Here is a 23,539-nt window from a genome sequence, read left to right as displayed (position 1 = left end):
TGTACTTTTGCCCCGATTTTCATGTACATTGATGAGCGACTTTTTCCTTGTTTTGCCCGATAAATCATTAATAACAATGAGTTAAATAGGCGAATCATTAATCCGACCTGGAGTAGAAAATGCCCTCTCGTAAAGAGCTTGCCAACGCCATTCGTGCGTTAAGTATGGACGCAGTACAGAAAGCCAAATCGGGACATCCGGGGGCCCCGATGGGTATGGCAGATATTGCCGAGGTGCTGTGGCGCGGCTACCTGAACCATAACCCGACCAACCCGCTGTGGGCAGATCGCGACCGCTTCGTGCTGTCAAACGGTCACGGCTCAATGCTGATTTACAGCCTGCTGCACCTCACCGGCTACGATCTGCCGCTGAGCGAGCTGCAGAATTTCCGCCAGCTGCATTCAAAAACTCCAGGTCACCCGGAATACGGCTACACCCCAGGCGTGGAAACCACTACCGGCCCGCTGGGCCAGGGCATCGCCAACGCGGTTGGCTTCGCCATCGCCGAGCGTACGCTGGCGGCGCAGTTTAACCGTCCGGGCCACGATATCGTCGATCACAACACCTATGTGTTTATGGGCGACGGCTGCATGATGGAAGGCATCTCGCACGAAGTCTGCTCGCTGGCGGGCACCCTGAAGCTGGGCAAACTGGTCGCTTTCTATGACGACAACGGCATCTCTATCGACGGCCATATCGACGGCTGGTTTACCGACGACACCGCGAAGCGCTTTGAAGCCTACGGCTGGCACGTGGTGCGCGGCGTAGATGGCCACGACGCGGCGGCTATCGCGAAGGCGATCGACGAAGCGAAAGCGGTAAGCGACAAGCCTTCACTGCTGATGTGCAAAACCGTTATCGGCTTCGGCTCGCCGAACAAGGCTGGCACCCATGACTCGCACGGCGCACCGCTGGGCGATGACGAAGTGGCGCTGACCCGCAAACAGCTGGGCTGGGCGCACGCGCCGTTTGTGATCCCATCAGAAATCTACGCCGAGTGGGATGCGAAAGAAGCCGGTCAGGCAAAAGAGGCGAAGTGGGACGAGAAGTTCGCCGCCTACGCGCAGGCTTTCCCGGAGCTGGCTGCCGAGTTCAAACGTCGCGTCAGCAACGAGCTGCCGGCTAACTGGCAGGAAGAGTCGCAGAAGTTTATCGAACAGCTGCAGGCGAACCCGGCGAAAATCGCCAGCCGTAAAGCCTCGCAGAACGCTATCGAAGCGTTCGGCAAGCTGCTGCCGGAATATCTGGGCGGCTCCGCCGACCTGGCGCCGAGCAACCTGACCATGTGGTCCGGCTCTAAGCCGATCAACGTCGACGCGGCGGGTAACTATATCCACTACGGCGTGCGTGAGTTCGGTATGACCGCCATCGCTAACGGTATTGCGCTGCACGGCGGCTTCCTGCCTTACACCGCGACCTTCCTGATGTTCGTGGAATATGCGCGCAACGCGGCGCGTATGGCAGCGCTGATGAAGATCCGTCAGATTATGGTCTACACCCACGACTCTATCGGTCTCGGCGAAGATGGCCCGACGCACCAGCCGGTCGAGCAGCTGGCCAGCCTGCGCACCACGCCGAACATGAGCACCTGGCGTCCGTGTGACCAGGTTGAGTCAGCGGTGGCGTGGAAATACGCTATCGAGCGCAAAGATGGCCCGAGCGCGCTGATCTTCTCTCGCCAGAACCTGGCGCAGCAGGATCGTACCCCTGAGCAGCTGGCGAACATCGCGCGCGGTGGCTATATCCTGAAGGATTGCGACGGCCAGCCGGAGCTGATCCTGATCGCCACCGGTTCTGAAGTTGAGCTGGCGGTTGCCGCTTACGACAAACTGAGCAGCGAAGGCGTGAAGGCGCGCGTGGTTTCCATGCCTTCTACCGACGCGTTCGACAAGCAGGATGCCGCCTACCGCGAAGCGGTGCTGCCGAAAGCGATCGGCGCGCGCGTTGCTATCGAAGCGGGCATCGCCGACTACTGGCAGAAATATACCGGCCTGCACGGCGCGGTGGTCGGCATGACCACCTTCGGCGAATCGGCGCCGGCGGAGAAGCTGTTTGAGCTGTTCGGCTTTACCGTCGACAACGTGGTCGCGCAGGCGAAAGCGGTGCTGGCCTCCTGAGTTCATCGCGCAAAATGAGAAGGGGACGCCGCGAGGCGTCCCTTTTTTATGGCAGGCTTTATTATTCCTTCAGTAATCGCCGTCCCAGTGGCAAAAATGTGACGTAGATCCAATAATCAGCGGCGCATTTGATCGCAGTCATTCCCGTTATTCCTTCCATGCTTTATTGTAGCTGAACCGTTTCAGTCAGGCGTTTTTACGCAGTGATTTTGGCGCGGAGCCTGTGAAAATCTCCTGTACAAACCCGCGTGAAACGCTCAGGCTATCGGCACGTTTATTAGCAGGAAGTGGCAGAAAAGATGACCATTCGGGTGGCGATAAATGGCTTCGGCCGCATTGGGCGCAACGTGCTGCGCGCGCTTTATGAGACCGGGCGTCGCGCCGAAATTACCGTGGTGGCAATTAACGAACTGGCGGAGGCAGCCGGCATGGCGCATCTGCTCAAGTACGACACCAGCCACGGCCGCTTCGCCTTTGAGGTGCGTCAGGAGCGCGATCTGCTGTGGGTCGGCGACGATACCATCCGCATTCTGCATCACGCCGCTATCGACGCGCTGCCGTGGCGGGAGCTTAACGTCGACGTGGTGCTGGAGTGTACCGGCGTCTACGGCAGCCGGGCGGACGGCGAAGCGCATCTGCAGGCGGGGGCGAAGAAGGTGCTCTTCTCCCATCCAGGCGGCAGCGATCTCGACGCCACCGTGGTGTTCGGCGTCAACGAACAGGCTCTTAAACAAACTGACCGCATTGTTTCCAACGCTTCCTGCACCACCAACTGCATTATCCCGGTGATCAAACTGCTGGACGACGCCTTCGGCATCGAGTCGGGCACCGTAACCACTATCCACTCGGCGATGCACGATCAGCAGGTGATTGACGCCTATCACAGCGATCTGCGACGCACGCGCGCCGCCAGCCAGTCGATCATTCCGGTCGATACCAAACTGGCCGCCGGCATTACGCGTATTTTTCCGAAATTCAACGATCGCTTTGAAGCGATTGCGGTGCGCGTGCCTACCATCAACGTGACGGCCATCGATCTCAGCGTTTCCGTTCGCGAGGCGGTAACGGCCTGCGAGGTCAACGCGCTGCTGCAAAACGCGTCAGAAGGGGCATTTCGTGGTATAGTTGACTATACGGAATTACCGTTAGTCTCTGTAGATTTTAACCACGATCCGCACAGTGCCATTGTGGACGGCACGCAAACGCGGGTCAGCGGTCAGCGCCTGATCAAGACCCTGGTCTGGTGCGACAACGAATGGGGCTTTGCTAACCGAATGCTCGACACGACGTTAGCGATGGCCGCAAGCGGTTTCAGGTAAGGCGCGGTTTGCGCCTGGCAAAACTTATGAGAATCAACGAGAGGGTTCACCATGTCTGTAATTAAGATGTCCGATTTGGATCTGGCTGGTAAGCGCGTTCTGATCCGTGCCGATCTCAACGTACCAGTAAAAGAAGGGAAAGTGACGTCAGACGCACGTATCCGTGCCTCTCTGCCTACCATCGAATCGGCGTTGAAACAGGGCGCAAAAGTGATGGTCACCTCTCACCTGGGTCGTCCGACCGAAGGTGAATACAACGAAGAATTCTCCCTGCTGCCTGTTGTTAACTATCTGAAAGAGAAACTGAACGGCACTAACGTGACTCTGGCAAAAGATTACCTCGACGGCGTTGAAGTTGGCACGGGCGAGCTGGTAGTGCTGGAAAACGTTCGCTTTAACAAAGGCGAGAAGAAAGACGACGAAGCGCTGGCGAAAAAATATGCCGCGCTGTGCGACGTGTTCGTTATGGATGCGTTCGGTACCGCGCACCGTGCGCAGGCCTCTACCCACGGCGTTGGCAAGTTCGCGCCGATCGCCTGTGCCGGTCCGCTGCTGTCAGCCGAGCTGGAAGCGCTGGGCAAAGTCATGAGCAACCCGGAGCGTCCGCTGGTGGCGGTGGTCGGCGGCTCAAAAGTCTCCACTAAATTCGACGTGCTGCAGTCGCTGGTGAAAATCGCTGACACCGTTATCGTCGGCGGCGGCATCGCCAACACCTTCGTCGCTATCGACAACAAGGTCGGCAAATCGCTCTACGAGCCAGACTTCGTTGAAGCGGCGAAAGGCCTGCGTGACCAGTACGGCATTCCGGTTCCGACCGATTCACGCGTTGGCACGGAATTCTCTGAAACTGCCCCGGCAACCGTGAAAAAGGTTTCCGAAGTGGCGGATAACGAAGAGATTATGGACTTCGGCGACGAAACCGCGCAGGCGATGGCGAAAGTGCTGAAAGAGGCGAAAACCATTCTGTGGAACGGCCCGGTCGGCGTATTCGAGTTCCCGAACTTCCGTAAGGGCACCGAGATCGTGGCGAACGCCATCGCAGACAGCGACGCGTTCTCTGTCGCAGGCGGCGGCGATACCCTGGCGGCTATCGACCTGTTCGGCATCGAAGACAAAATCTCTTACATCTCTACCGGCGGCGGCGCGTTCCTGGAGTTCGTCGAAGGCAAAAAACTGCCTGCGGTCGCGATGCTGGAAGAGCGTGCTAAGCAGTAATCCTTTGGGGGCGACGCCCTGGCGCGTCGCCTGAAGACTTGCCCCGTTGGGCGTTTAAAGCGCTGTCCCCGCAGGGGATAGTCGGTCACGAAACAGGACACAATCATGTCTAAAATTTTTGATTTCGTTAAACCCGGCGTTGTCACTGGTGATGACGTTCAGAAGATCTTCCAGGTAGCGAAAGAGAACAAATTCGCGCTGCCAGCGGTAAACTGCGTCGGCACTGACTCCATCAACGCCGTACTGGAAGCCGCTGCGAAAGTTAAAGCACCGGTTATCGTCCAGTTCTCTAACGGCGGCGCCGCGTTTATCGCCGGTAAAGCTTTTAAAACTGACAAGCCGCAAGGCGCAGCAATTTTCGGTGCGATCTCTGGCGCACACCACGTTCATCTGATGGCTGAGCAGTACGGCGTGCCGGTTATCCTGCACACCGACCACTGCGCGAAGAAACTGCTGCCGTGGATCGACGGCCTGCTGGACGCGGGCGAAGAACACTTCAAAAAAACCGGCAAACCGCTGTTCTCTTCTCACATGATTGACCTCTCTGAAGAGTCGCTGGAAGAGAACATCGAGATTTGTAGCAAATACCTGGCGCGCATGGACAAAATGGGCATGACGCTGGAGATCGAACTGGGTGTAACCGGTGGTGAAGAAGATGGCGTGGACAACAGCCACGTTGACGCTTCTGCCCTTTACAGCCAGCCGGAAGATGTGGACTACGCCTACACCGAGCTGAGCAAAATCAGCAAGCGCTTCACCATTGCTGCCTCTTTCGGTAACGTACACGGCGTCTACAAGCCGGGCAACGTTAAGCTGACCCCGACCATTCTGCGCGACTCGCAGAAATATGTGTGTGAAAAACATGGCCTGCCGCACAACGCGCTGGACTTCGTTTTCCACGGCGGTTCCGGTTCTTCTGCAGCAGAGATCGAAGAGTCTATCAGCTACGGCGTGATCAAGATGAACATCGATACCGACACGCAGTGGGCGACCTGGGACGGTATCCTGCAGTACTACAAAAAGAACGAAGAGTATCTGCAAGGCCAGCTCGGCAACCCGCAGGGTCCTGACAGCCCGAACAAGAAATACTACGATCCGCGCGTCTGGCTGCGTGCGGCGCAGGCCTCAATGGTCGTGCGCCTTGAGCAGGCTTTCAAAGAGCTGAACGCTATCGATCGTCTGTAATCCCCATCGCGGGTTTACAACGCGGGCCAGATCGTCGGATCTGGCCTTTTTTATGCCGTCATCCCGCTAATCCGCCTGAATTTGCAGCAAATTCAACGGGAATTTGGCATATCCCCCCAATGTTTATTACCCTTGTTATCTGGTTTGCCGGAATTTTCTGGCTGTGATTTGACTTTCCCGGCAGGGAATTCAACAACAGGGCTCTCAAATGGAAGACTTAAACGTCGTAGACGGCATTCATAACGCCGGTGGCTGGCTGGTGCGTAATCAGGCGTTAATCCTTAGCTACGCGGTCAATATCGTAGCGGCTATCGTGATTCTGATCCTGGGGATGATCGTGGCGCGCGTTATTTCCCGCGGCATTAACCGCGTGCTGGTCGCGCGTCATATCGACAAAACGGTCGCAGACTTTCTTTCCGCGCTGGTACGCTACGGCATTATTGCCTTTACGCTGATTGCGGCGCTGGGGCGCGTCGGTGTGCAGACGGCTTCGGTGATTGCCGTGCTGGGTGCCGCCGGTCTGGCGGTTGGTCTGGCGCTGCAGGGGTCGCTCTCTAACCTCGCGGCGGGCGTGCTGCTGGTGACCTTCCGTCCCTTCCGCGCAGGTGAGTTTGTCGATCTGGGCGGCGTCATGGGCACGGTGCTCAACGTACAGATTTTTTCAACCACGCTTAAAAGCGCAGACGGTAAAATTGTTGTGGTGCCGAACGGCAAAATCATTGCAGGCAATATCGTTAACTTTTCGCGCGAGCCGGTGCGCCGCAATGAGTTTATTATTGGCGTCGCCTACGAGGCGGATGTCGATGAGGTGATTGCGCTGTTGGACGAAGTGGTGAAAAGCGATCCGCGCGTACTGCAGGATATGGGCGTGCAGATCGGCCTTAACGAACTGGGCGCTTCATCGCTTAACTTTGTGGTGCGCTGCTGGAGCAACAGCGGTGACCTGCAAAACGTTTACTGGGATCTGCTGAAAAACTTCAAGCGCGCGCTGGATGCGAAGGGCATTGGTATCCCTTATCCGCAAATGGATGTTCATCTGCATCGCGTTATGCAGCCTGAAGCTGAGGCACAGGCACAGGCGCAGTAACGCTGGCGGGCGGCGTTCGCGCCGCCTGTATTACCCTCTCTAATGCCCGATTAAATTTTTGCATTTCCGCTAATAATCCCGCTTCTCTATACTGCCTGCATCTCACCGATGTAAGGAAAATCCCGTGTTATCCATATACTTACAAGGGCTCGCTCTTGGGGCTTCGCTTATTCTGCCGCTGGGGCCGCAAAATGCCTTCGTGATGAATCAGGGCGTTAAGCGTCAGTATCATCTGATGACGGCATCGCTCTGTACGCTGAGCGATATCGCCCTGATCTGCGGCGGTATTTTTGGCGGCAGCGCGCTGCTGCATCAGTCGCCGCTGCTGCTGATGCTGATTACCTGGGCTGGCGTCGCGTTTTTGCTGTGGTACGGCTGGAACGCGCTGCGCAGCGCTTTTCGCGGCGATATCGATGTGGCGAGCAGTCAGGCGCTCAGGCAGAGCCGCTGGCGGATTATTGCTACCCTGCTGGCGGTCACCTGGCTCAATCCCCATGTCTACATTGATACCTTTGTGGTGCTGGGCAGTCTGGGCGGACAGCTCCCCACGCCCACGGCGCGCCGCTGGTTTGCGCTGGGCACCATTAGCGCATCGGTAATCTGGTTTTTTGGGCTGGCGCTGATGGCCGCCTGGCTGTCGCCTCGCCTGCGCACCGTCAGAGCGCAGCGGATTATCAATTTAGTTGTGGGTGGCGTGATGTGGATCATTGCCAGCCAGCTGGCGCTGCAGGGCCTGGCGCCGCTTATGAATTGAATCGTCCTAAATCGACAGAACAAGATAAGTAAAGCAGGAACTTTTTCGGTATAATATGCTCTTAGCAGTGCATACTATTTTGTTCAAGCCTGCGTCTTCTATGCCGCAGCAAAACAGAGATCTCAAGGAGGACTTTCGTGAAACTGAAAGCACTGGCGCTGGCCGCCATGACAGGCGCGTTAGCGCTGCCCTTAAGCGCACTGGCTGACGAATTGCCGAACGGCCCGCATGTCGTGACGTCCGGTCAGGCGACCGTTGATGCGCGCCCCGATATCGCCACGCTCTCTATTGTGGTCAACGTCTCCTCTAAAGACGCGGCGGACGCGAAAAAACAGGCCGACGACCGCGTGGCGCAATATTTCGATTTCCTGCAGAAAAACGGCATTGAGAAGAAAGATATCGATGCCGCTAACCTCAGCACGCAGCCGGAGTATGACTACACCAAAGAGGGCAAGTCGGTGCTGAAAGGCTACCGCGCGGTGCGTCAGGTTCAGGTGACGCTGCGTCAGCTGGATAAGCTGAACGAGCTGCTGGATGGCGCGCTGAAAAGCGGCCTGAACGAGATCCGCTCGGTCGAGCTGGGCGTCACCAATCCTGAAAGCTATAAGGCGCAGGCGCGCAAGGCGGCGATTGATAACGCGACGCAGCAGGCTGCGGCGCTGGCTGAGGGCTTCAACGCGAAGCTCGGCCCGGTGTACAGCATTCGCTACCACGTAGCCAACTATCAGCCGATGCCGATGGCGCGCATGTATAAGGCGGCCGCGCCGGCTGCGGATACCTCAGCGCAGCAGACCTACGAGCAGCAGAGCATTCACTTTGACGATCAGGTGGATGTCGTCTTCGATATCAAACCGAATACGGCTGGCACGCAGCAGTAACAGAGAAGGGGCGCTACGCGCCCCTTTTTTTTTATTGCGATTATGCCGACGCGGGCAAGCTAACCCGAGCCAACGGCATCTTTGCCGGCTCCGCCCGCGCAAACAGGCCGCTCATCTCTGCACCCTGCTAAAGGCGCATACGGATTCAGGCCGCTAAATCATCCTGACGCAGCACGCGGTGGCCGTGTGAAATCAGCGCGTCGGTAACGCGGCGCATCAGGCGGCTCTCCGGCGCGAAGCGGTGCCAGTAGAGCATGCGGCGCTGGCAGAGACCCGGCGTTAAATCGAGCAGCTCGCCGCTTGCCAGCTCGCGCTCAATCTGCAGATGCGGGATCATACAGCAGGTCGATCCCTGGCGCGCCAGCTGCACAAAGGCTTCTGACGAGTTAACGATATGGCAGGGTACGCTGCCGGGCGACAGGTCGAAATTCTGCTGCAAAAAGGCCTGATGCATATCATCAAGGTGGTCAAAAGCAACCGCTGGTGCCTTCAGCAGCGCCGAGCGGGTCACGCCGTTCGGGAAGTAGCGTGCGGCGAACTCTGGCGAGGCGACGAACAGATAGTCGAGGGCGCCAAGCTGATCCACCAGGCAGCTCGGCAGCGGCTGCGGCTGAATACTGACCGCGCCCACCACTTCGCCGCGGCGCAGCCGCTCCTGGGTGCGGGTTTCATCTTCGACCTGCAAATTAAGGCGCACCGGCGAGTCCGCCAGCACATCTTTCAGGGCGGGCAGCAGCCAGGTCGCCAGACTGTCGGCGTTGACCGCCAGCGACAGCAGCAGCGGCGTGGTGCCGCCGTTCTCGTCGCTCAGCCACTCCTCTTCCAGCAGCTCTACCTGATGCAGCAGCGCCAGCAGCTTCTGTCCCTGCTCGGTCGGGCGCGGCGGCACGGTGCGCACCAGCAGCGGCTGGCCGAACAGGTTTTCCAGCTGTTTGATACGCTGCGAGACGGCCGACTGCGTTATGCATAACTTCTGTGCGGCGCGCTCGAAGCCGCGTTCGCGAATCACTGCGTCCAGCGCCTGAAGCGTTCGATAATCGGGGCGTTTCATTGTTGTTCTCTCTCCTTCAGGGTGGACGATACTATGCCACAAAAAATTCATCTGACGCGCGTCAAAGGCGCTTTCCCTGCGCCGCGCGTCGCCTTTTTTGCGGGCTGGCTTCCAAAGCGATCACGCCAGCGGAAACAGCCGCGCACATTCGGCGAGGGTTGCTTTATACTACGCGCACTTCGTTGTCGCACAGGTTTTAAACATATCATGACCCAGGATGAACTGAAAAAAGCCGTAGGCTGGGCTGCACTGAAATATGTGCAGCCGGGTACTGTCGTCGGCGTCGGCACCGGTTCCACCGCCGCACACTTTATCGACGCGCTCGCCACCATGAAACAGCAGATTGAAGGTGCCGTCTCCAGCTCAGAAGCCTCAACGCTCAAGCTAAAGGCGCTCGGCATTCCGGTCTTCGATCTCAATGAGATTGACGATCTGGCGATCTACGTGGATGGCGCAGATGAGATCAACCCGCAGATGCAGATGATCAAAGGCGGCGGGGCGGCCCTGACGCGTGAGAAGATCGTCGCGGCCGTGGCGCGCAAGTTCATCTGCATCGCCGACGCCTCGAAAGAGGTGGACGTGCTGGGGCGTTTCCCGCTGCCGGTCGAGGTGATCCCGATGGCGCGCGCCTTTGTCGCCCGCGAGCTGGTTAAGCTCGGCGGCCTGCCGGAGTATCGCCAGCATGTTGTCACCGACAACGGCAATATCATTCTCGACGTGCATAACCTGACGATTCTCGAACCCGTCGAGCTGGAAAAAACCATCAACGCGCTGCCCGGCGTGGTCACCGTTGGGCTGTTTGCCACGCGCGGTGCCGATATTGCGCTGATCGGCACGCCGGATGGCGTAAAAACCATCGAAAAATGATCTGTCCGGCGCGCTAAACGCGCCGGTTATTTCCCTGCGCAAAACATCTTTTCTTCTGCTGCCTAAATTCGGTGACTTATGTCACATAACCGTCATCCGCAGCAGGTTCGTTCTTTGTTCGTGGTTCAGCTCCCGATTTTGTGCGGCAATGTGCTGGGCTCGGGCTTCCCCGTGCTGGCCGTCAGGCAATCGGTTGTATTGCCGCAGGCGTAAATTTTGATATTTTGACAGAAGGCGCGCTTATGGCGGCCATTGTTGAAATCACAATAGGGTCGGGGAAATGGCAAAGGTATCACTGGAAAAAGACAAGATTAAGTTCCTGCTGGTGGAAGGCGTCCACCAGAGCGCGCTGGAGAATCTGCGCGCGGCGGGTTACACCAACATCGAATTCCATAAAGGCGCACTGGATGACGAAGCGCTGAAAGCCTCCATTCGGGATGCGCACTTTATCGGCATCCGCTCCCGCACCCAGCTGACGGAAGAGATTTTCGCCGCGGCGGAAAAGCTGGTCGCCGTAGGCTGCTTCTGCATCGGCACCAATCAGGTCGATCTCAACGCTGCGGCGACGCGCGGCATTCCGGTATTCAACGCGCCATTCTCCAATACCCGCTCGGTCGCTGAACTGGTTATCGGCGAAATGCTGCTGATGCTGCGCGGCATTCCCGAGGCGAACGCCAAAGCACACCGCGGCATCTGGAACAAAAACGCCGTTGGCTCTTTTGAAGCGCGCGGCAAAAAGCTCGGCATTATCGGCTACGGTCATATCGGCATGCAGCTTGGCGTGCTGGCTGAAAGCCTCGGCATGCACGTCTTTTTCTACGATATTGAAAACAAACTGCCGCTGGGCAACGCCACGCAGGTGCGTCACCTTGCCGATCTGCTGAATATGAGCGACGTGGTGAGCCTGCACGTGCCGGAAACGCCTTCGACACAGGATATGATCGGCGCGCAGGAGCTGGCGCAGATGAAGAAGGGCGCGCTGTTGATCAACGCCTCGCGCGGCACCGTGGTCGATATTCCGGCGCTGTGCGATGCCCTGGCGAGCAAGCATCTGGCCGGTGCCGCCATCGACGTCTTCCCGCTGGAGCCGGCAACCAACAGCGAACCTTTCAATTCGCCGCTGTGCGAGTTCGACAACGTGATCCTGACGCCGCATATCGGCGGATCTACCCAGGAAGCGCAGGAGAATATCGGGATTGAAGTGGCGGGCAAGCTGGCGAAATATTCCGATAACGGCTCAACGCTCTCGGCGGTCAACTTCCCGGAAGTATCGCTGCCGATGCACGGCGCCAGCGCCAGTCGTCTGCTGCACATCCATGAAAACCGTCCGGGCGTGCTGACGGCGATCAACCAGATCTTCGCCGAGCAGGGGATCAACATCGCCGCGCAGTTCCTGCAAACCTCGCCGATGATGGGTTACGTGGTGATCGATATCGATGCGCCGCAGGATCGGGCGGACAAAGCGCTGCAGCTGATGAAGGCGATTCCGGGCACCATTCGCGCCCGTCTGCTCTACTGATCCAGCTTTACCGAAAGTGGGCCGTCTGCTGTTGTCGCAGATGGCCCCGGCTGTTACTTCCCTGATTCACTTCTGCTATTCCCACTGCCACAGACGCGACGGCGTCAGCACGGCGGGCAAGGGCACATCCCACTCCTCGGCAGGCAAGCGCTCCACCCGCTGGCAGTCATGCGCTACACCAACCGGTAAAAAGCCGTGCTGACGCCAGTTCTGCAGCGTACGGTCGTAAAAGCCGCCACCCATGCCGAGCCGCTGACCGCTGTCGTCAAAGGCCACCAGCGGCACCAGCATCACATCCAGCCGATCCAGCGTAATCAGCTGGCGGATATCGAGCGGCGGTTCGGGGATGCGCAGCTTGTTCGGCGTCAGCGTCGTTTCCGGCGTATAGCGCAGAAACAGCAGATGGCCGGGGGCGAAAGGGTGCAGCACCGGCAGATAGACCTGCTTTTTCTGCTGCCAGAGCTTAGCGATAAGGGGGCGGGTGTTAAGCTCGCCATCCACTGATAAAAAGAGCGCGACATGGCGGGCGCTGGCGAGAGGCGCGAAGTTAACGGCGTGTTCCGCCATCAGATCGGCGGCCTGCTCCTGCTGTTCAGGCGTCAGGTCGCGGCGCAGGTGGCGCACATGCTGGCGAATATGGTGTCGATCAAGCAGAGAGGGCTGGGACACAGGAACCCCGTTGATATAGTCGCTGATTAAGCAACTATATCATTCACAACGGGGAAAGACAGATGCAGAACAGAAGGAGATCTCCGAGATGCCGCCGCAGGCTGTAACCCTTGAACCCTTGGTTCAAGGTGAATGTGCCGTCGCAACCATCAGGCTTCTCGGACGAACCGAGCATGCTCACAGGTTACAGAGCGCCACACTCTGTTGGTATGAAATATCGGCTCAGGGGACTGGCCCGCTTGCAAACATCTCAGAGAAAATGGACTTCACCGTTGCCGCTGCGCAGCAACCATAAAGTATTATTCGAACTTCGCACCCTGGCGGTCGGTTATGCGACCTTGCTCAACAAGAGCCTGTTCAATTGTCTGCTGCAGGATACGGATACGTTGTTCCATATTAGCAGCATAATCGCGCGTTTTCATTTTCTCTTGCGCCAGTTCATGGCAAATGTTTAACGCGGCGATGAACACCAGTTGCTCGGTATTTGTGACTCTAGTGCGAACTTTTAAATCTTGCAACCGTTGATTGAGGTCATCGGCAGCCGCATTCAGCGCATCTTGCTGTTCAGGCGGACAATTCACTCTCAATGAACGACCAAAAATTTGTATATCTACTGGTTGTGCAGACATGCCACCTTCCTGACTGATTACTTCGCCCGCAGCTCCCTTCAGACTCAATGCTTTGGGAGGCGGGCAACTATATAGACCCGCGAAATAACTTACAACCCCTTTTCTGGAAACCTTGAGGCAGCTAGTGGTAGCATAACACGAACTTATTCTGCCAACGACGACGAATACTTATGTCTTTACAGAACGCAACCCCCGATTACAACGCGCTGGCTTCGGCGCTCTCTCAACAGGGCGTGGGGATGACGCCAGCAGAAATGCATGGCCTGCTTAGCGGCATTCTGTGCGGCGGCAATCAGGACGCCAGCTGGAAAACGCTGGTGCACGATCTGACCAATGAAGGCATGGCGTTCTCTCAGGGGCTGGCGCTGCCGCTTCAGGCGCTGCGCGACAGCACCGCCGATACGCTGGAAGAGGAAGGCTACCTGTTTCAGCTGATGCTGCCGGACGACGACGATATCAGCGTCTTCGACCGCGCCGACGCGCTGGCGGGCTGGGTTAACCACTTTCTGCTCGGCCTGGGCGTCACGCAGCCGAAGCTGGAGAAAGTCACCGGTGAAACCGGCGAAGCGATTGACGATCTGCGTACCATCGCCCAGCTCGGCTATGATGAAGATGAAGACCAGGAAGAGCTGGAGCAGTCGCTGGAAGAGGTGATTGAATATGTGCGCGTGGCGGCGCTGCTGTGCCACGATACCTTCACGCGCCCGCAGCCTACCGCCCCCGAAGTGAAAAAACCGACGCTACACTAAGCCAGATATCTCAGGGCGCGAGCGCGCCCGTTTCTACAGGGAGTGCAAACATGATTTCTCTGGACAGGTTCCAGCAGCGTCGCCAGGCGCTACTGGCGAAAATGGCTCCCGGCAGCGCCGCCTTGATCTTTGCCGCGCCGGAGGTGACCCGCAGCAACGACAGCGAATATCCCTTCCGGCAGAACAGCGACTTCTGGTATTTCACCGGCTTCAACGAGCCGCAGGCGCTGCTGGTACTGATAAAAAGCGACGAAACGCACAATCATAGCGTGCTGTTCAACCGCGTGCGGGACCTCACGGCGGAGATCTGGTTTGGCCGTCGGCTGGGTCAGGATGCCGCCCCTGAAAAGCTGGGCGTCGATCGCGCGCTGCCCTGGGAGGATATCGCCCAGCAGCTGCATCTGCTGTTGAACGGGCTGGACGTGGTCTATCACGCGCAGGGTGAATATGCGGAAGCGGATGCGCTGGTATTCGCGGCGCTGGATAAACTGCGCCGCGGCTTTCGCCAGAATTTCAGCGCGCCGGCGACCCTCACCGACTGGCGTCCCTGGGTGCATGAAATGCGTCTGTTCAAGGATGAAGAGGAGATAGCGCTCCTGCGTCGCGCCGGGCAAATCAGCGCGCTGGCGCATACCCGTGCCATGGAGGCGTGCCGTCCTGGCCTGTTCGAGTATCATCTGGAAGGCGAAATCCACTACGTCTTCAACCGCCACGGCGCGCGCTTTCCCTCCTATAACACCATCGTCGGCTCAGGCGAAAACGGCTGTATCCTCCACTACACCGAAAATGAGAGCGAGCTGCGCGACGGCGATCTGGTGCTGATTGACGCGGGCTGCGAATTCCACGGCTACGCCGGCGATATTACCCGCACCTTCCCGGTCAACGGCAAATTCAGCGCGCCCCAGCGCGCCATTTACGACATCGTGCTCGCCTCGCTTGAAAAAGCGCTGGCGCTCTTCCGTCCCGGCGTCAGCATTCGTGACGTTAATGAGGAGGTGGTGCGCATTATGGTCAGCGGCCTGGTGGAGCTGGGCATTCTGCAGGGCGACGTCGAAACGCTGATCGCCGAAGAGGCGCATCGCCAGTTCTTTATGCACGGCCTGAGCCACTGGCTGGGTCTCGACGTGCATGACGTCGGCCACTACGGCACCCCGTCGCGCGACCGCATTCTGGAGCCGGGGATGGTGCTGACCGTGGAGCCGGGGCTCTATATCGCACCGGATGCCGATGTGCCTGCGGCCTATCGCGGCATCGGCATTCGCATCGAAGATGACATCCTGATCACCGCAGCGGGCAATGAGAATCTCACCGACAGCGTGGTCAAGGACGCGGATGCAATCGAGGCGCTGATGGCAGCGGCGCGTCAGCCATGAGGGTTATTATCGCCGGAGGTGGCATGACCGGCGCGACGCTGGCGCTGGCCATTTCCCACCTTACGCAAGGGCAGCTGCCGGTCACGCTGATTGAGAACAGCGCGCCCGACAGCCGCGCCCATCCAGGGTATGACAGCCGCGCCATCGCGCTGGCCGCCGGCACCCGTCAGCAGCTGATCGATATCGATCTCTGGCGCAGCATTGAAAAATACGCCACGCCGATTACCGATATCCACGTCTCCGATCGCGGTCATGCTGGCTTCGTCACGCTGGAGGCCGGAACCTATCAGATCCCGGCGCTCGGCTACGTCGTCGAGCTTTTTGCCGTAGGCCGGCAGCTGTTCGAGCGGCTGAAAAGCGCGCCGGGCGTAACGCTACGCTGTCCGGCGCGCGTTATCGACGCGCAGCGCAGCCAGGGTAGCGTCCAGGTAACGCTGGAGGGGGGCGAACAGCTGGAGGGCGCGCTGCTGGTGGCCGCAGACGGCTCTCGCTCGCCGCTTGCTGCCTCGTTCGGCATTCAGTGGCATCGCGAGGATTATCAGCAGCTGGCGACCATCGCCAACGTCTCTACGCAGCTGCCGCATCAGGGACGCGCCTTTGAGCGCTTCACCGAACATGGCCCGCTGGCGCTGCTGCCGATGTCGGACAATCGCCTGTCGCTGGTATGGTGTCATCCGCTCTCGGCGCGCGCAGAAGTAGAGCGCTGGAGCGACAGCGAATTTCTGGCGCAGCTGCAGCGCGCGTTTGGCTGGCGACTGGGGCGCTTTACCCACTGCGGCCAGCGCGAGAGCTATCCGCTGGCGCTGCAAAGCGCCGGGCAGCAGGTGTCGCATCGTCTGGCGCTGGTGGGCAACGCGGCGCAAACGCTGCACCCGATCGCCGGACAGGGCTTTAACCTCGGGCTGCGCGACGTTATGTCGCTGGCGGAAACCCTGGCGGCCGCGCATCGCCAGCAGCAGGATCCAGGCAGTTATGGGGTTCTGCATCGCTATCAGCAGCGCCGTCAGCCCGATCGCGCGGCGACGATCGGCATTACCGACGGGCTGGTGCGGCTGTTCGCCAACCGCTACGCGCCGCTGGTGGCGGGACGAAATCTGGGGCTGATGACGATGGATCATCTGCCGTGGCTGCGTAATCAACTGGCCGAGCGCACGCTTGGCTGGGTTAAGCGTTAACTAAGGGGCACCGATGCAAAGTTTTGATGTGGTTATCGCCGGCGGCGGCATGGTAGGACTGGCGGTCGCCTGCGGTTTGCAGGGCAGCGGGCTGCGCGTCGCCGTGCTGGAAAAAACGGCGGAGCCGCAGTTTGACGTCAGCGCGCCGCCGTCGGTGCGCGTGTCGGCGATCAACGCCGCCAGCGAGCGGCTGCTGCAGAAGCTGGACGTCTGGTCCGATATTCTGGCGCGGCGCGCCAGCGCCTATCACGGCATGGAGGTGTGGGATCGCGACAGTTTCGGCGCTATCAGCTTCGACGACGATCGGCAGGGGCTGACCCATCTGGGACATATTGTGGAAAACCCGGCGATCCACAGCGCGCTCTGGCAGCGCGCCAGCCGCTGCAGCGACGTGACGCTTATGGCACCCTCGCAGCTGCAGCAGGTGGCGTTCGGCGAAAACGAAGCCTTCGTCACCCTGGAGAATGGCGAGATGCTCACCGCGCGCCTGCTGATTGCCGCCGACGGCGCCAACTCCTGGCTGCGCAATAAAGCGGATATCCCCTTAACCTTCTGGGATTACGATCATCATGCGCTGGTGGCGAATATTCGCACCGAGCTGCCCCATGACGCGGTGGCGCGCCAGGTTTTCCACGGCGACGGCATTCTGGCATTTTTGCCGATGCAGGATCCGCACCTAAGCTCTATCGTCTGGTCGCTGTCGCCGCAGGAGGCGAGCCGTCTGGCGAGCATGCCGCAGGCGCTGTTTAATCAGCAGCTGGCAGTAGCGTTTGATATGCGCCTCGGCCTCTGTCATCTGGAGAGCGAGCGTAAATCCTTCCCGCTGATGGCGCGCTATGCCCGCAATTTCGCGGCGCACCGGCTGGCGCTGGTAGGCGACGCCGCGCATACCATCCACCCGCTGGCGGGGCAGGGCGTTAATCTCGGCTTTATGGACGCGGCGGAGCTGATTGGCGAAATCCGCCGCCTGCACCAGCAGGGCAAGGATATCGGCCAGCATCTCTATCTGCGTCGCTACGAGCGCAGCCGCAAACAGAGCGCGGTGCTGATGCTGGCGGGCATGCAGGGCTTTCGCGAGCTGTTTGCCGGTACCCATCCGGCGAAGAAGCTGCTACGCGATCTGGGGCTGAAGCTGGCGGATACGCTGCCGGGCGTCAAACCCGCGATGCTGCGTCAGGCGATGGGGCTGCACGATATGCCCGCCTGGCTGCGCTAAGCCGCGCGCTGCGTTACCTGAGCCAGCCTTGCGCTGGCTTTTTTACGCCTTTTGGATCCCTTTGCACCAAAAAGGAGCGGGGCTGCACCCTGAGCGAGCCTCGTTTGATTTATTCTAATTTCACCCCCTTCATCGCATTAGTTTTAGTTATCCGAGGTGCTGGCCCGCCGGGTAGGTTGTTAACATTTCGCGCGCCATTGCTGATTATCTTGCTGCGCATAACGGTGATGCGCCTCTTTCCTGCGTGGCAAATCACAAAAACACAGTTAATTATGCTGTTGCCTTTGCGCACCCCTTAAAAGACATGCTTCAATTCGACCCTGTACAGCTTATGGTTAAATCGTCTTTTCAATGATAACGTCAGGGAAAAGAGAACGTTTGCGTCGGGCGCTCAGCAGGCTAACGCCCGCCCGAAACTTACCCGCTTCGCGACAGGATGGTTATGACTCAGCACACTCCGTTGTTTGAACAGCATCAGGCCTGCGGCGCCCGCATGGTGGACTTCCACGGCTGGATGATGCCGCTGCACTACGGCTCGCAAATAGACGAACACCACGCCGTGCGTCAGGACGCCGGCATGTTCGACGTTTCGCATATGACTATCGTCGATTTGCACGGCGCCCAGACGCGCGACTTTCTGCGGCATCTGCTGGCGAACGACGTTGCCCGCCTGACGCAGCCCGGCAAAGCGCTCTACACCGGCATGCTGAACGCCTCTGGTGGCGTCATCGACGATTTGATTGTTTACTTTATGACCGAAGACTTCTTCCGTCTTGTCGTCAACTCGGCAACGCGCGAGAAAGATCTGGCATGGATTGGCGAGCACGCTCAGGCCTATGGCGTGGCGCTGACCGAGCGCGACGATCTGGCGCTTATCGCCGTGCAGGGACCGCAGGCGCAGCAGAAGGCGCAGACGCTGTTTAGCGCGGCGCAGCGCGACGCGGTGGCCGGGATGAAGCCCTTTTTCGGCGTACAGGCCGACGACCTGTTTATCGCCACCACCGGCTACACCGGCGAAGCGGGCTATGAAATTGCGCTGCCTGCCGCTGCGGCCGCCGATTTCTGGCAGGGGCTGCTGGCAGCGGGCGTAAAGCCAGCGGGACTGGGCGCGCGCGACACGCTGCGTCTGGAAGCGGGCATGAACCTTTACGGGCAAGAGATGGACGAAGGCGTCTCGCCGCTGGCGGCCAATATGGGCTGGACCATCTGCTGGGAGCCGGCCGATCGCGATTTTATCGGGCGCGAAGCGCTGGAGATGCAGCGTGAGAGAGGCACAGAAAAACTGGTTGGCCTGATCATGACGGAGAAAGGCGTGCTGCGCGGCGGCCAGCCGGTGCGCTTTACCGATGAGCAGGGCCAGCTGCAGCAGGGCGTTATCACCAGCGGCTCTTTTTCGCCGACGCTCGGTTACAGCATCGCGCTGGCGCGCGTGCCGGCCGGAATTGGCGAAAACGCTATCGTCGAGATCCGCCAGCGTGAACTGCCGGTAAAAGTAACCAAACCTGTTTTTGTACGCGGCGGCAAGCCGGTTCAGTAATCTATTTTCAGGAGAAAGGGCGATGAGCAATGTGCCAAACGAATTGAAATACCGTGACAGCCATGAGTGGGTGCGTAAGGAAGCGGACGGCACTTTTACCGTCGGCATCACCGAGCACGCTCAGGAGCTGCTGGGCGACATGGTCTTTGTCGATCTGCCGGAGGTCGGCAACAGCTACGCCGCTGGCGAAGAGTGTGCCGTCGCGGAATCGGTCAAAGCCGCGTCCGATATTTATGCCCCCGTCAGCGGCGAGATCGTCGCCGTCAATGACGCGCTGGGCGACGCGCCAGAGCTGGTCAATAGCGAGCCCTACGCCGCCGGCTGGCTGTTCAAAATCAAACCCAGCGACGAATCCGAACTCGATTCGCTGCTGGATGCGGACGCCTACAAAGCCTCCATCGACGAATAAGCAACAGGGCGGCCAGGCCTCGCTGGCCGCTTTTCATCCCTTGCTTTCTCTGTACTCCAGCCCGATTCAGGATTGACTGCAAATGACCCAGACTTTGAGCCAGCTCGAACACAACGGCGCCTTTATTGAACGCCATATCGGCCCTTCGCCGGAACAACAGGCTTTGATGCTGGAGGCGATCGGCGCCAGCTCGCTGGACGCGCTGATCGGCGCCATTGTGCCTGCCGACATCCAGCTGCCTGGCCCGCCCGCCGTCGGCGACGCGGCGACCGAGCAGCAGGCGCTGGCCGAGCTTAAAGCGATCGCCAGTCAGAATCAGCGTTTTAAATCCTGGATCGGCATGGGCTACAGTGCGGTGGTCACGCCGCCGGTGATCCTGCGCAATATGCTGGAAAATCCGGGCTGGTACACCGCCTATACCCCCTATCAGCCGGAAGTGTCGCAGGGCCGCCTGGAGGCGCTGCTTAACTTTCAGCAGGTGACGCTCGATTTAACCGGTCTGGACGTCGCCTCCGCCTCGCTGCTGGATGAAGCCACGGCGGCAGCGGAAGCGATGGCGATGGCGAAGCGCGTCAGCAAGCTTAAAAACGCCGGTAAATTCTTTATCGCGGACGATATCCATCCGCAAACGCTGGACGTGGTGCGCACCCGCGCCGAGACCTTTGGCTTCGAGCTGATTATCGACCGCGCCGAGAAAGCGCTGGAGCACGAAGAGCTGTTCGGCGTGCTGCTGCAGCAGGTTGGCACCACCGGTGAAGCGCACGACTACGGCGCGCTGATCGCCGAGCTGAAAAACCGCAAAGTCGTGGTCAGCGTCGCGGCGGACTTTATGGCGCTGGTGATGCTGGAAGCGCCCGGCAAGCAGGGCGCAGATATCGTGTTTGGATCGGCGCAGCGCTTCGGCGTGCCGATGGGCTACGGCGGGCCGCACGCCGCCTTTTTCGCCAGCCGCGACGAGCACAAGCGCTCAATGCCGGGCCGCATTATCGGCGTGTCGCGCGACGCCGCGGGCAATACCGCGCTGCGCATGGCGATGCAGACGCGCGAGCAGCATATCCGCCGTGAAAAGGCGAACTCGAACATCTGTACCTCACAGGTGCTGCTTGCCAATATCGCTGGCCTCTACGCGGTTTACCACGGTCCGAAAGGACTGAAGCGCATCGCCTCCCGCATCCATCGTCTCACCACCATTCTGGCAACCGGGCTGCAAAACGGCGGGCTGAAGCTGCGCCACAACAGCTGGTTCGACACCCTGACGGTCGAGGTTGAGGACAAAGGCGCGGTGCTCAGCCGCGCGCAGAGCTTCGGCGTTAACCTGCGCAGCGATATTCATCACGCGGTCGGCATCACGCTGGACGAAACCACGCGCCGTGAAGATGTGCAGGCGCTGTTCGCCATTTTGCTGGGCGATGAGCACGGCCAGGATATCGATAAGCTGGACGCCGCCGTCGCGGCCGACAGCCAGGCGATCCCCGCCGCGCTGCAGCGCCAGAGCGCCATCCTGACCCATCCGGTCTTCAACCGTTATCACAGTGAAACGGAGATGATGCGCTACATGCACAGCCTGGAGAAAAAGGATCTGGCGCTGAACCAGGCGATGATCCCGCTCGGCTCCTGCACCATGAAGCTGAACGCCGCCGCTGAGATGATCCCCATCACCTGGCCGGAGTTCGCCGAACTGCATCCGTTCTGCCCGGCGGAGCAGGCCACGGGCTATCTGCAGATGATCGGCCAGCTGTCGCAGTGGCTGGTGCAGCTCACCGGCTATGACGCGCTCTGCATGCAGCCAAACTCCGGCGCGCAGGGCGAATACGCTGGCCTGCTGGCGATCCGTCGCTATCACGAAAGCCGCAACGAAGGGACGCGCAACCTCTGCCTGATCCCCAGCTCCGCGCACGGCACTAACCCCGCTTCAGCACAGATGGCGGGTATGGAAGTGGTGGTGGTGGCCTGCGACAAGCAGGGCAATATCGACCTCGGTGACCTGCGCGAAAAAGCGGCGCAGGCTGGCGAGCAGCTCTCCTGCATTATGGTGACCTATCCCTCAACGCACGGCGTCTATGAAGAGACTATCCGTGAAGTGTGCCAGATCGTGCATCAGTATGGCGGTCAGGTTTATCTCGACGGCGCCAATATGAACGCGCAGGTAGGCATTACCACGCCGGGCTATATCGGCGCGGACGTGTCGCACCTCAACCTGCATAAAACCTTCTGCATCCCGCACGGCGGCGGCGGCCCGGGCATGGGGCCGATCGGCGTGAAGGCGCACCTGGCGCCCTTTGTGCCGGGCCACAGCGTGGTGCAGATCGAGGAGATGCTGACGCAGCAGGGGGCGGTATCGGCGGCGCCGTTTGGCAGCGCCTCTATCCTGCCGATTAGCTGGATGTATATCCGCATGATGGGGGCCGAAGGTCTGAAGCGTGCCAGTCAGGTCGCGATTCTTAACGCCAACTATATCGCCAGCCGTTTGCAGTCAGCCTATCCTGTTCTCTATGCCGGCCGCGACGGCCGCGTGGCGCATGAGTGCATTCTCGACATTCGCCCGCTGAAAGAGCAGACCGGCATCAGCGAGCTGGATATCGCCAAGCGTCTTATCGATTACGGTTTTCATGCGCCGACCATGTCGTTCCCGGTCGCCGGCACCCTGATGGTGGAGCCGACCGAATCTGAGAGCAAAATCGAGCTGGATCGCTTTATCGACGCGATGCTCTCTATCCGCATGGAGATTGACCGGGTAGCCGACGGCGAATGGCCTGCGGACGATAACCCGCTGGTGAACGCGCCGCATACCCAGACCGAAATCGTCAGCGAGTGGAATCACCCCTACAGCCGCGAGCTGGCGGTTTTCCCGGCAGGCAGCGACAATAAATACTGGCCGACGGTGAAGCGCCTCGACGACGTGTTCGGCGATCGCAACCTGTTCTGCTCCTGCGTGCCGATGAGCGATTATCAGTAAACGCCACGCAACACTGCTATCAAGGGCCGCTTATCCGGCCCTTTTTTATGGAGAAAATATGAGACTGGCTCTGGTGACCGGCGCAAGCCGGGGAATTGGCCGCGCGACGGCGCTAAAGCTGGCGCAGCAGGGCTACCGCGTGGCGGTCAACTATCTGAAGCGCGCGGAAGAGGCGCAGCAGGTGGTAGCGCAGATCCGCGAGCAGGGCGGCGACGCCTTTGCCGTACAGGCGGATATCGCAGAGGAGGCGCAGGTAATGGCGCTGTTTCAGCGGCTGGACGCGGAGGCGATACCGCTCGGCGTGCTGGTCAACAACGCGGGCATCCTCTTTACGCAGTGTCGGGTTGAGGATCTCAGCGCCGAACGGCTGCAGCGCGTCTTTGCCACCAACGTGACCGGCGCCTTTCTCTGCTGTCGCGAAGCGGTAAAGCGCATGGGCACGCAGCACGGCGGCCTAGGCGGATCGATTATTAACGTCTCCTCCGCCGCGTCGCGTCTTGGCGCGCCGGGAGAATATGTCGACTATGCGGCGTCGAAAGGGGCGATGGATTCGCTGACAAAAGGGTTATCGCTGGAGGTGGCGGCGCAGGGCATCCGCGTCAACAGCGTCAGGCCCGGCTTTATCTATACCGAGATGCACGCCGACGGCGGCGAGCCGGGACGCGTCGATCGCGTGGCGGCCACGGCAGGCATTATCCCGATGGGGCGCGGCGGAGAGGCGGAAGAGATTGCCGAAGCGATTGTCTGGCTGGCGAGCGAGGCGGCTTCCTATATTACCGGCACCTTTATCGACGCCGCCGGCGGCCGCTGACCGCCAGGCCGCGCCCGTCCGGC

At 59.7% G+C, this 23,539-nt stretch carries 20 protein-coding genes and 1 other RNA gene; 17 read left to right on the top strand and 4 right to left on the bottom strand.

The features are described from left to right. The first annotated feature begins 119 nt into the window (after positions 1–119). The 7 genes from tkt (at position 120) to MHZ97_RS07815 (ending at position 8,555) form a co-directional block, all read left to right on the top strand. Positions 120–2,117, top strand: coding sequence for a transketolase (gene tkt, locus MHZ97_RS07845; protein ID WP_224481618.1), 1,998 nt, complete (start codon positions 120–122; stop codon positions 2,115–2,117). Positions 2,118–2,416: 299 nt separating this feature from the next. Beyond that, complete coding sequence (gene epd / locus MHZ97_RS07840; protein WP_103794757.1) at positions 2,417–3,436, top strand: erythrose-4-phosphate dehydrogenase; 1,020 nt, start codon at positions 2,417–2,419, stop codon at positions 3,434–3,436. Between the two features lie 51 nt (positions 3,437–3,487). Next, entirely contained in the window at positions 3,488–4,651 is a 1,164-nt protein-coding gene (gene pgk, locus MHZ97_RS07835) for a phosphoglycerate kinase (RefSeq protein ID WP_239314258.1), read from the top strand. A 105-nt stretch (positions 4,652–4,756) separates the two neighbouring features. Further along, positions 4,757–5,836 (top strand): class II fructose-bisphosphate aldolase, encoded by a 1,080-nt coding sequence (gene fbaA, locus MHZ97_RS07830; RefSeq protein WP_239314257.1) that lies wholly within the window; start codon positions 4,757–4,759, stop codon positions 5,834–5,836. Positions 5,837–6,044: 208 nt separating this feature from the next. After that, positions 6,045–6,923, top strand: a complete 879-nt coding sequence (mscS, locus tag MHZ97_RS07825; RefSeq protein ID WP_103794760.1) for a small-conductance mechanosensitive channel MscS — start codon at positions 6,045–6,047, stop codon at positions 6,921–6,923. 124 nt (positions 6,924–7,047) lie between these two features. Further along, positions 7,048–7,677 carry an arginine exporter ArgO gene (gene argO, locus MHZ97_RS07820; protein WP_103794761.1) on the top strand — a complete coding sequence of 210 codons (630 nt, stop codon included), beginning with the start codon at positions 7,048–7,050 and terminating at the stop codon, positions 7,675–7,677. A 137-nt stretch (positions 7,678–7,814) separates the two neighbouring features. Next, on the top strand, positions 7,815–8,555 hold the full coding sequence (locus MHZ97_RS07815; RefSeq protein ID WP_103794762.1) for an oxidative stress defense protein: 741 nt from the start codon (positions 7,815–7,817) through the stop codon (positions 8,553–8,555). Positions 8,556–8,700: 145 nt separating this feature from the next. Here MHZ97_RS07815 and MHZ97_RS07810 read toward each other — a convergent pair whose 3' ends face one another. Then, positions 8,701–9,606, bottom strand: coding sequence for a LysR family transcriptional regulator ArgP (locus MHZ97_RS07810; RefSeq protein WP_103794763.1), 906 nt, complete (start codon positions 9,604–9,606; stop codon positions 8,701–8,703). A 207-nt stretch (positions 9,607–9,813) separates the two neighbouring features. Between MHZ97_RS07810 and rpiA the strand changes: the two genes are divergently transcribed. Both rpiA and serA read left to right on the top strand, forming a co-directional pair. Further along, positions 9,814–10,473, top strand: a complete 660-nt coding sequence (rpiA, locus tag MHZ97_RS07805; RefSeq protein ID WP_239314256.1) for a ribose-5-phosphate isomerase RpiA — start codon at positions 9,814–9,816, stop codon at positions 10,471–10,473. 280 nt (positions 10,474–10,753) lie between these two features. Next, a complete protein-coding gene (serA, locus tag MHZ97_RS07800) occupies positions 10,754–11,992 on the top strand; it encodes a phosphoglycerate dehydrogenase (RefSeq protein ID WP_239314255.1) in 1,239 nt (412 codons plus the stop codon). A 75-nt stretch (positions 11,993–12,067) separates the two neighbouring features. Here the strand turns inward: serA and MHZ97_RS07795 are convergent, their stop codons facing one another. The 3 genes from MHZ97_RS07795 to zapA form a co-directional block, all read right to left on the bottom strand. Then, a complete protein-coding gene (locus tag MHZ97_RS07795; protein ID WP_239314254.1) occupies positions 12,068–12,661 on the bottom strand; it encodes a 5-formyltetrahydrofolate cyclo-ligase in 594 nt (197 codons plus the stop codon). Positions 12,662–12,737: 76 nt separating this feature from the next. Then, positions 12,738–12,921: non-coding RNA, 6S RNA (gene ssrS, locus MHZ97_RS07790), on the bottom strand. Positions 12,922–12,960: 39 nt separating this feature from the next. After that, on the bottom strand, positions 12,961–13,290 hold the full coding sequence (zapA, locus tag MHZ97_RS07785) for a cell division protein ZapA (protein WP_033752202.1): 330 nt from the start codon (positions 13,288–13,290) through the stop codon (positions 12,961–12,963). 170 nt (positions 13,291–13,460) lie between these two features. Here zapA and MHZ97_RS07780 point away from each other — a divergent pair, with 170 nt between their 5' ends. From MHZ97_RS07780 to MHZ97_RS07745, 8 genes are all read left to right on the top strand, one after another. After that, positions 13,461–14,039, top strand: a complete 579-nt coding sequence (locus MHZ97_RS07780; protein ID WP_239314253.1) for a YecA family protein — start codon at positions 13,461–13,463, stop codon at positions 14,037–14,039. 50 nt (positions 14,040–14,089) lie between these two features. Beyond that, complete coding sequence (gene pepP, locus MHZ97_RS07775) at positions 14,090–15,412, top strand: Xaa-Pro aminopeptidase (protein ID WP_103794768.1); 1,323 nt, start codon at positions 14,090–14,092, stop codon at positions 15,410–15,412. Beyond that, the gene (gene ubiH, locus MHZ97_RS07770; protein ID WP_239314252.1) at positions 15,409–16,587 is read left to right on the top strand and encodes a 2-octaprenyl-6-methoxyphenyl hydroxylase; all 1,179 of its coding nucleotides are present in this window, start codon (positions 15,409–15,411) and stop codon (positions 16,585–16,587) included. The genes pepP and ubiH overlap by 4 nt, the downstream gene beginning before the upstream one ends. 13 nt (positions 16,588–16,600) lie before the next feature. Further along, a complete protein-coding gene (gene ubiI, locus MHZ97_RS07765; protein ID WP_239314251.1) occupies positions 16,601–17,803 on the top strand; it encodes an FAD-dependent 2-octaprenylphenol hydroxylase in 1,203 nt (400 codons plus the stop codon). Positions 17,804–18,245: 442 nt separating this feature from the next. Then, entirely contained in the window at positions 18,246–19,340 is a 1,095-nt protein-coding gene (gene gcvT / locus MHZ97_RS07760) for a glycine cleavage system aminomethyltransferase GcvT (protein WP_239314250.1), read from the top strand. A 22-nt stretch (positions 19,341–19,362) separates the two neighbouring features. Beyond that, positions 19,363–19,749: a glycine cleavage system protein GcvH gene (gcvH, locus tag MHZ97_RS07755; RefSeq protein ID WP_103794772.1), complete on the top strand. Its 387-nt coding sequence runs from the start codon at positions 19,363–19,365 to the stop codon at positions 19,747–19,749. An 82-nt stretch (positions 19,750–19,831) separates the two neighbouring features. After that, positions 19,832–22,705 (top strand): aminomethyl-transferring glycine dehydrogenase, encoded by a 2,874-nt coding sequence (gcvP, locus tag MHZ97_RS07750; RefSeq protein WP_239314249.1) that lies wholly within the window; start codon positions 19,832–19,834, stop codon positions 22,703–22,705. A gap of 58 nt (positions 22,706–22,763) precedes the next feature. Next, positions 22,764–23,516, top strand: coding sequence for an SDR family oxidoreductase (locus tag MHZ97_RS07745; RefSeq protein ID WP_239314248.1), 753 nt, complete (start codon positions 22,764–22,766; stop codon positions 23,514–23,516). Positions 23,517–23,539: the final 23 nt, after the last annotated feature.

The organism is Pantoea sp. ACRSC (assembly GCF_022346785.1).
GTDB lineage: Bacteria > Pseudomonadota > Gammaproteobacteria > Enterobacterales > Enterobacteriaceae > Pantoea > Pantoea alvi.
Note: the sequence above shows the minus strand (reverse complement) of the source record. Positions and strands in the feature narration are given on the sequence as shown.

Coding starts and splice junctions, on each gene's coding strand:
- tkt (WP_224481618.1), top strand. CDS start 120: ATGCCCTCTCGTAAAGAGCTTGCCAACGCCATTCGTGCGTTAAGTATG.
- epd (WP_103794757.1), top strand. CDS start 2,417: ATGACCATTCGGGTGGCGATAAATGGCTTCGGCCGCATTGGGCGCAAC.
- pgk (WP_239314258.1), top strand. CDS start 3,488: ATGTCTGTAATTAAGATGTCCGATTTGGATCTGGCTGGTAAGCGCGTT.
- fbaA (WP_239314257.1), top strand. CDS start 4,757: ATGTCTAAAATTTTTGATTTCGTTAAACCCGGCGTTGTCACTGGTGAT.
- mscS (WP_103794760.1), top strand. CDS start 6,045: ATGGAAGACTTAAACGTCGTAGACGGCATTCATAACGCCGGTGGCTGG.
- MHZ97_RS07810 (WP_103794763.1), bottom strand. CDS start 9,606: ATGAAACGCCCCGATTATCGAACGCTTCAGGCGCTGGACGCAGTGATT.
- rpiA (WP_239314256.1), top strand. CDS start 9,814: ATGACCCAGGATGAACTGAAAAAAGCCGTAGGCTGGGCTGCACTGAAA.
- serA (WP_239314255.1), top strand. CDS start 10,754: ATGGCAAAGGTATCACTGGAAAAAGACAAGATTAAGTTCCTGCTGGTG.
- zapA (WP_033752202.1), bottom strand. CDS start 13,290: ATGTCTGCACAACCAGTAGATATACAAATTTTTGGTCGTTCATTGAGA.
- MHZ97_RS07780 (WP_239314253.1), top strand. CDS start 13,461: ATGTCTTTACAGAACGCAACCCCCGATTACAACGCGCTGGCTTCGGCG.
- pepP (WP_103794768.1), top strand. CDS start 14,090: ATGATTTCTCTGGACAGGTTCCAGCAGCGTCGCCAGGCGCTACTGGCG.
- ubiH (WP_239314252.1), top strand. CDS start 15,409: ATGAGGGTTATTATCGCCGGAGGTGGCATGACCGGCGCGACGCTGGCG.
- ubiI (WP_239314251.1), top strand. CDS start 16,601: ATGCAAAGTTTTGATGTGGTTATCGCCGGCGGCGGCATGGTAGGACTG.
- gcvT (WP_239314250.1), top strand. CDS start 18,246: ATGACTCAGCACACTCCGTTGTTTGAACAGCATCAGGCCTGCGGCGCC.
- gcvH (WP_103794772.1), top strand. CDS start 19,363: ATGAGCAATGTGCCAAACGAATTGAAATACCGTGACAGCCATGAGTGG.
- gcvP (WP_239314249.1), top strand. CDS start 19,832: ATGACCCAGACTTTGAGCCAGCTCGAACACAACGGCGCCTTTATTGAA.
- MHZ97_RS07745 (WP_239314248.1), top strand. CDS start 22,764: ATGAGACTGGCTCTGGTGACCGGCGCAAGCCGGGGAATTGGCCGCGCG.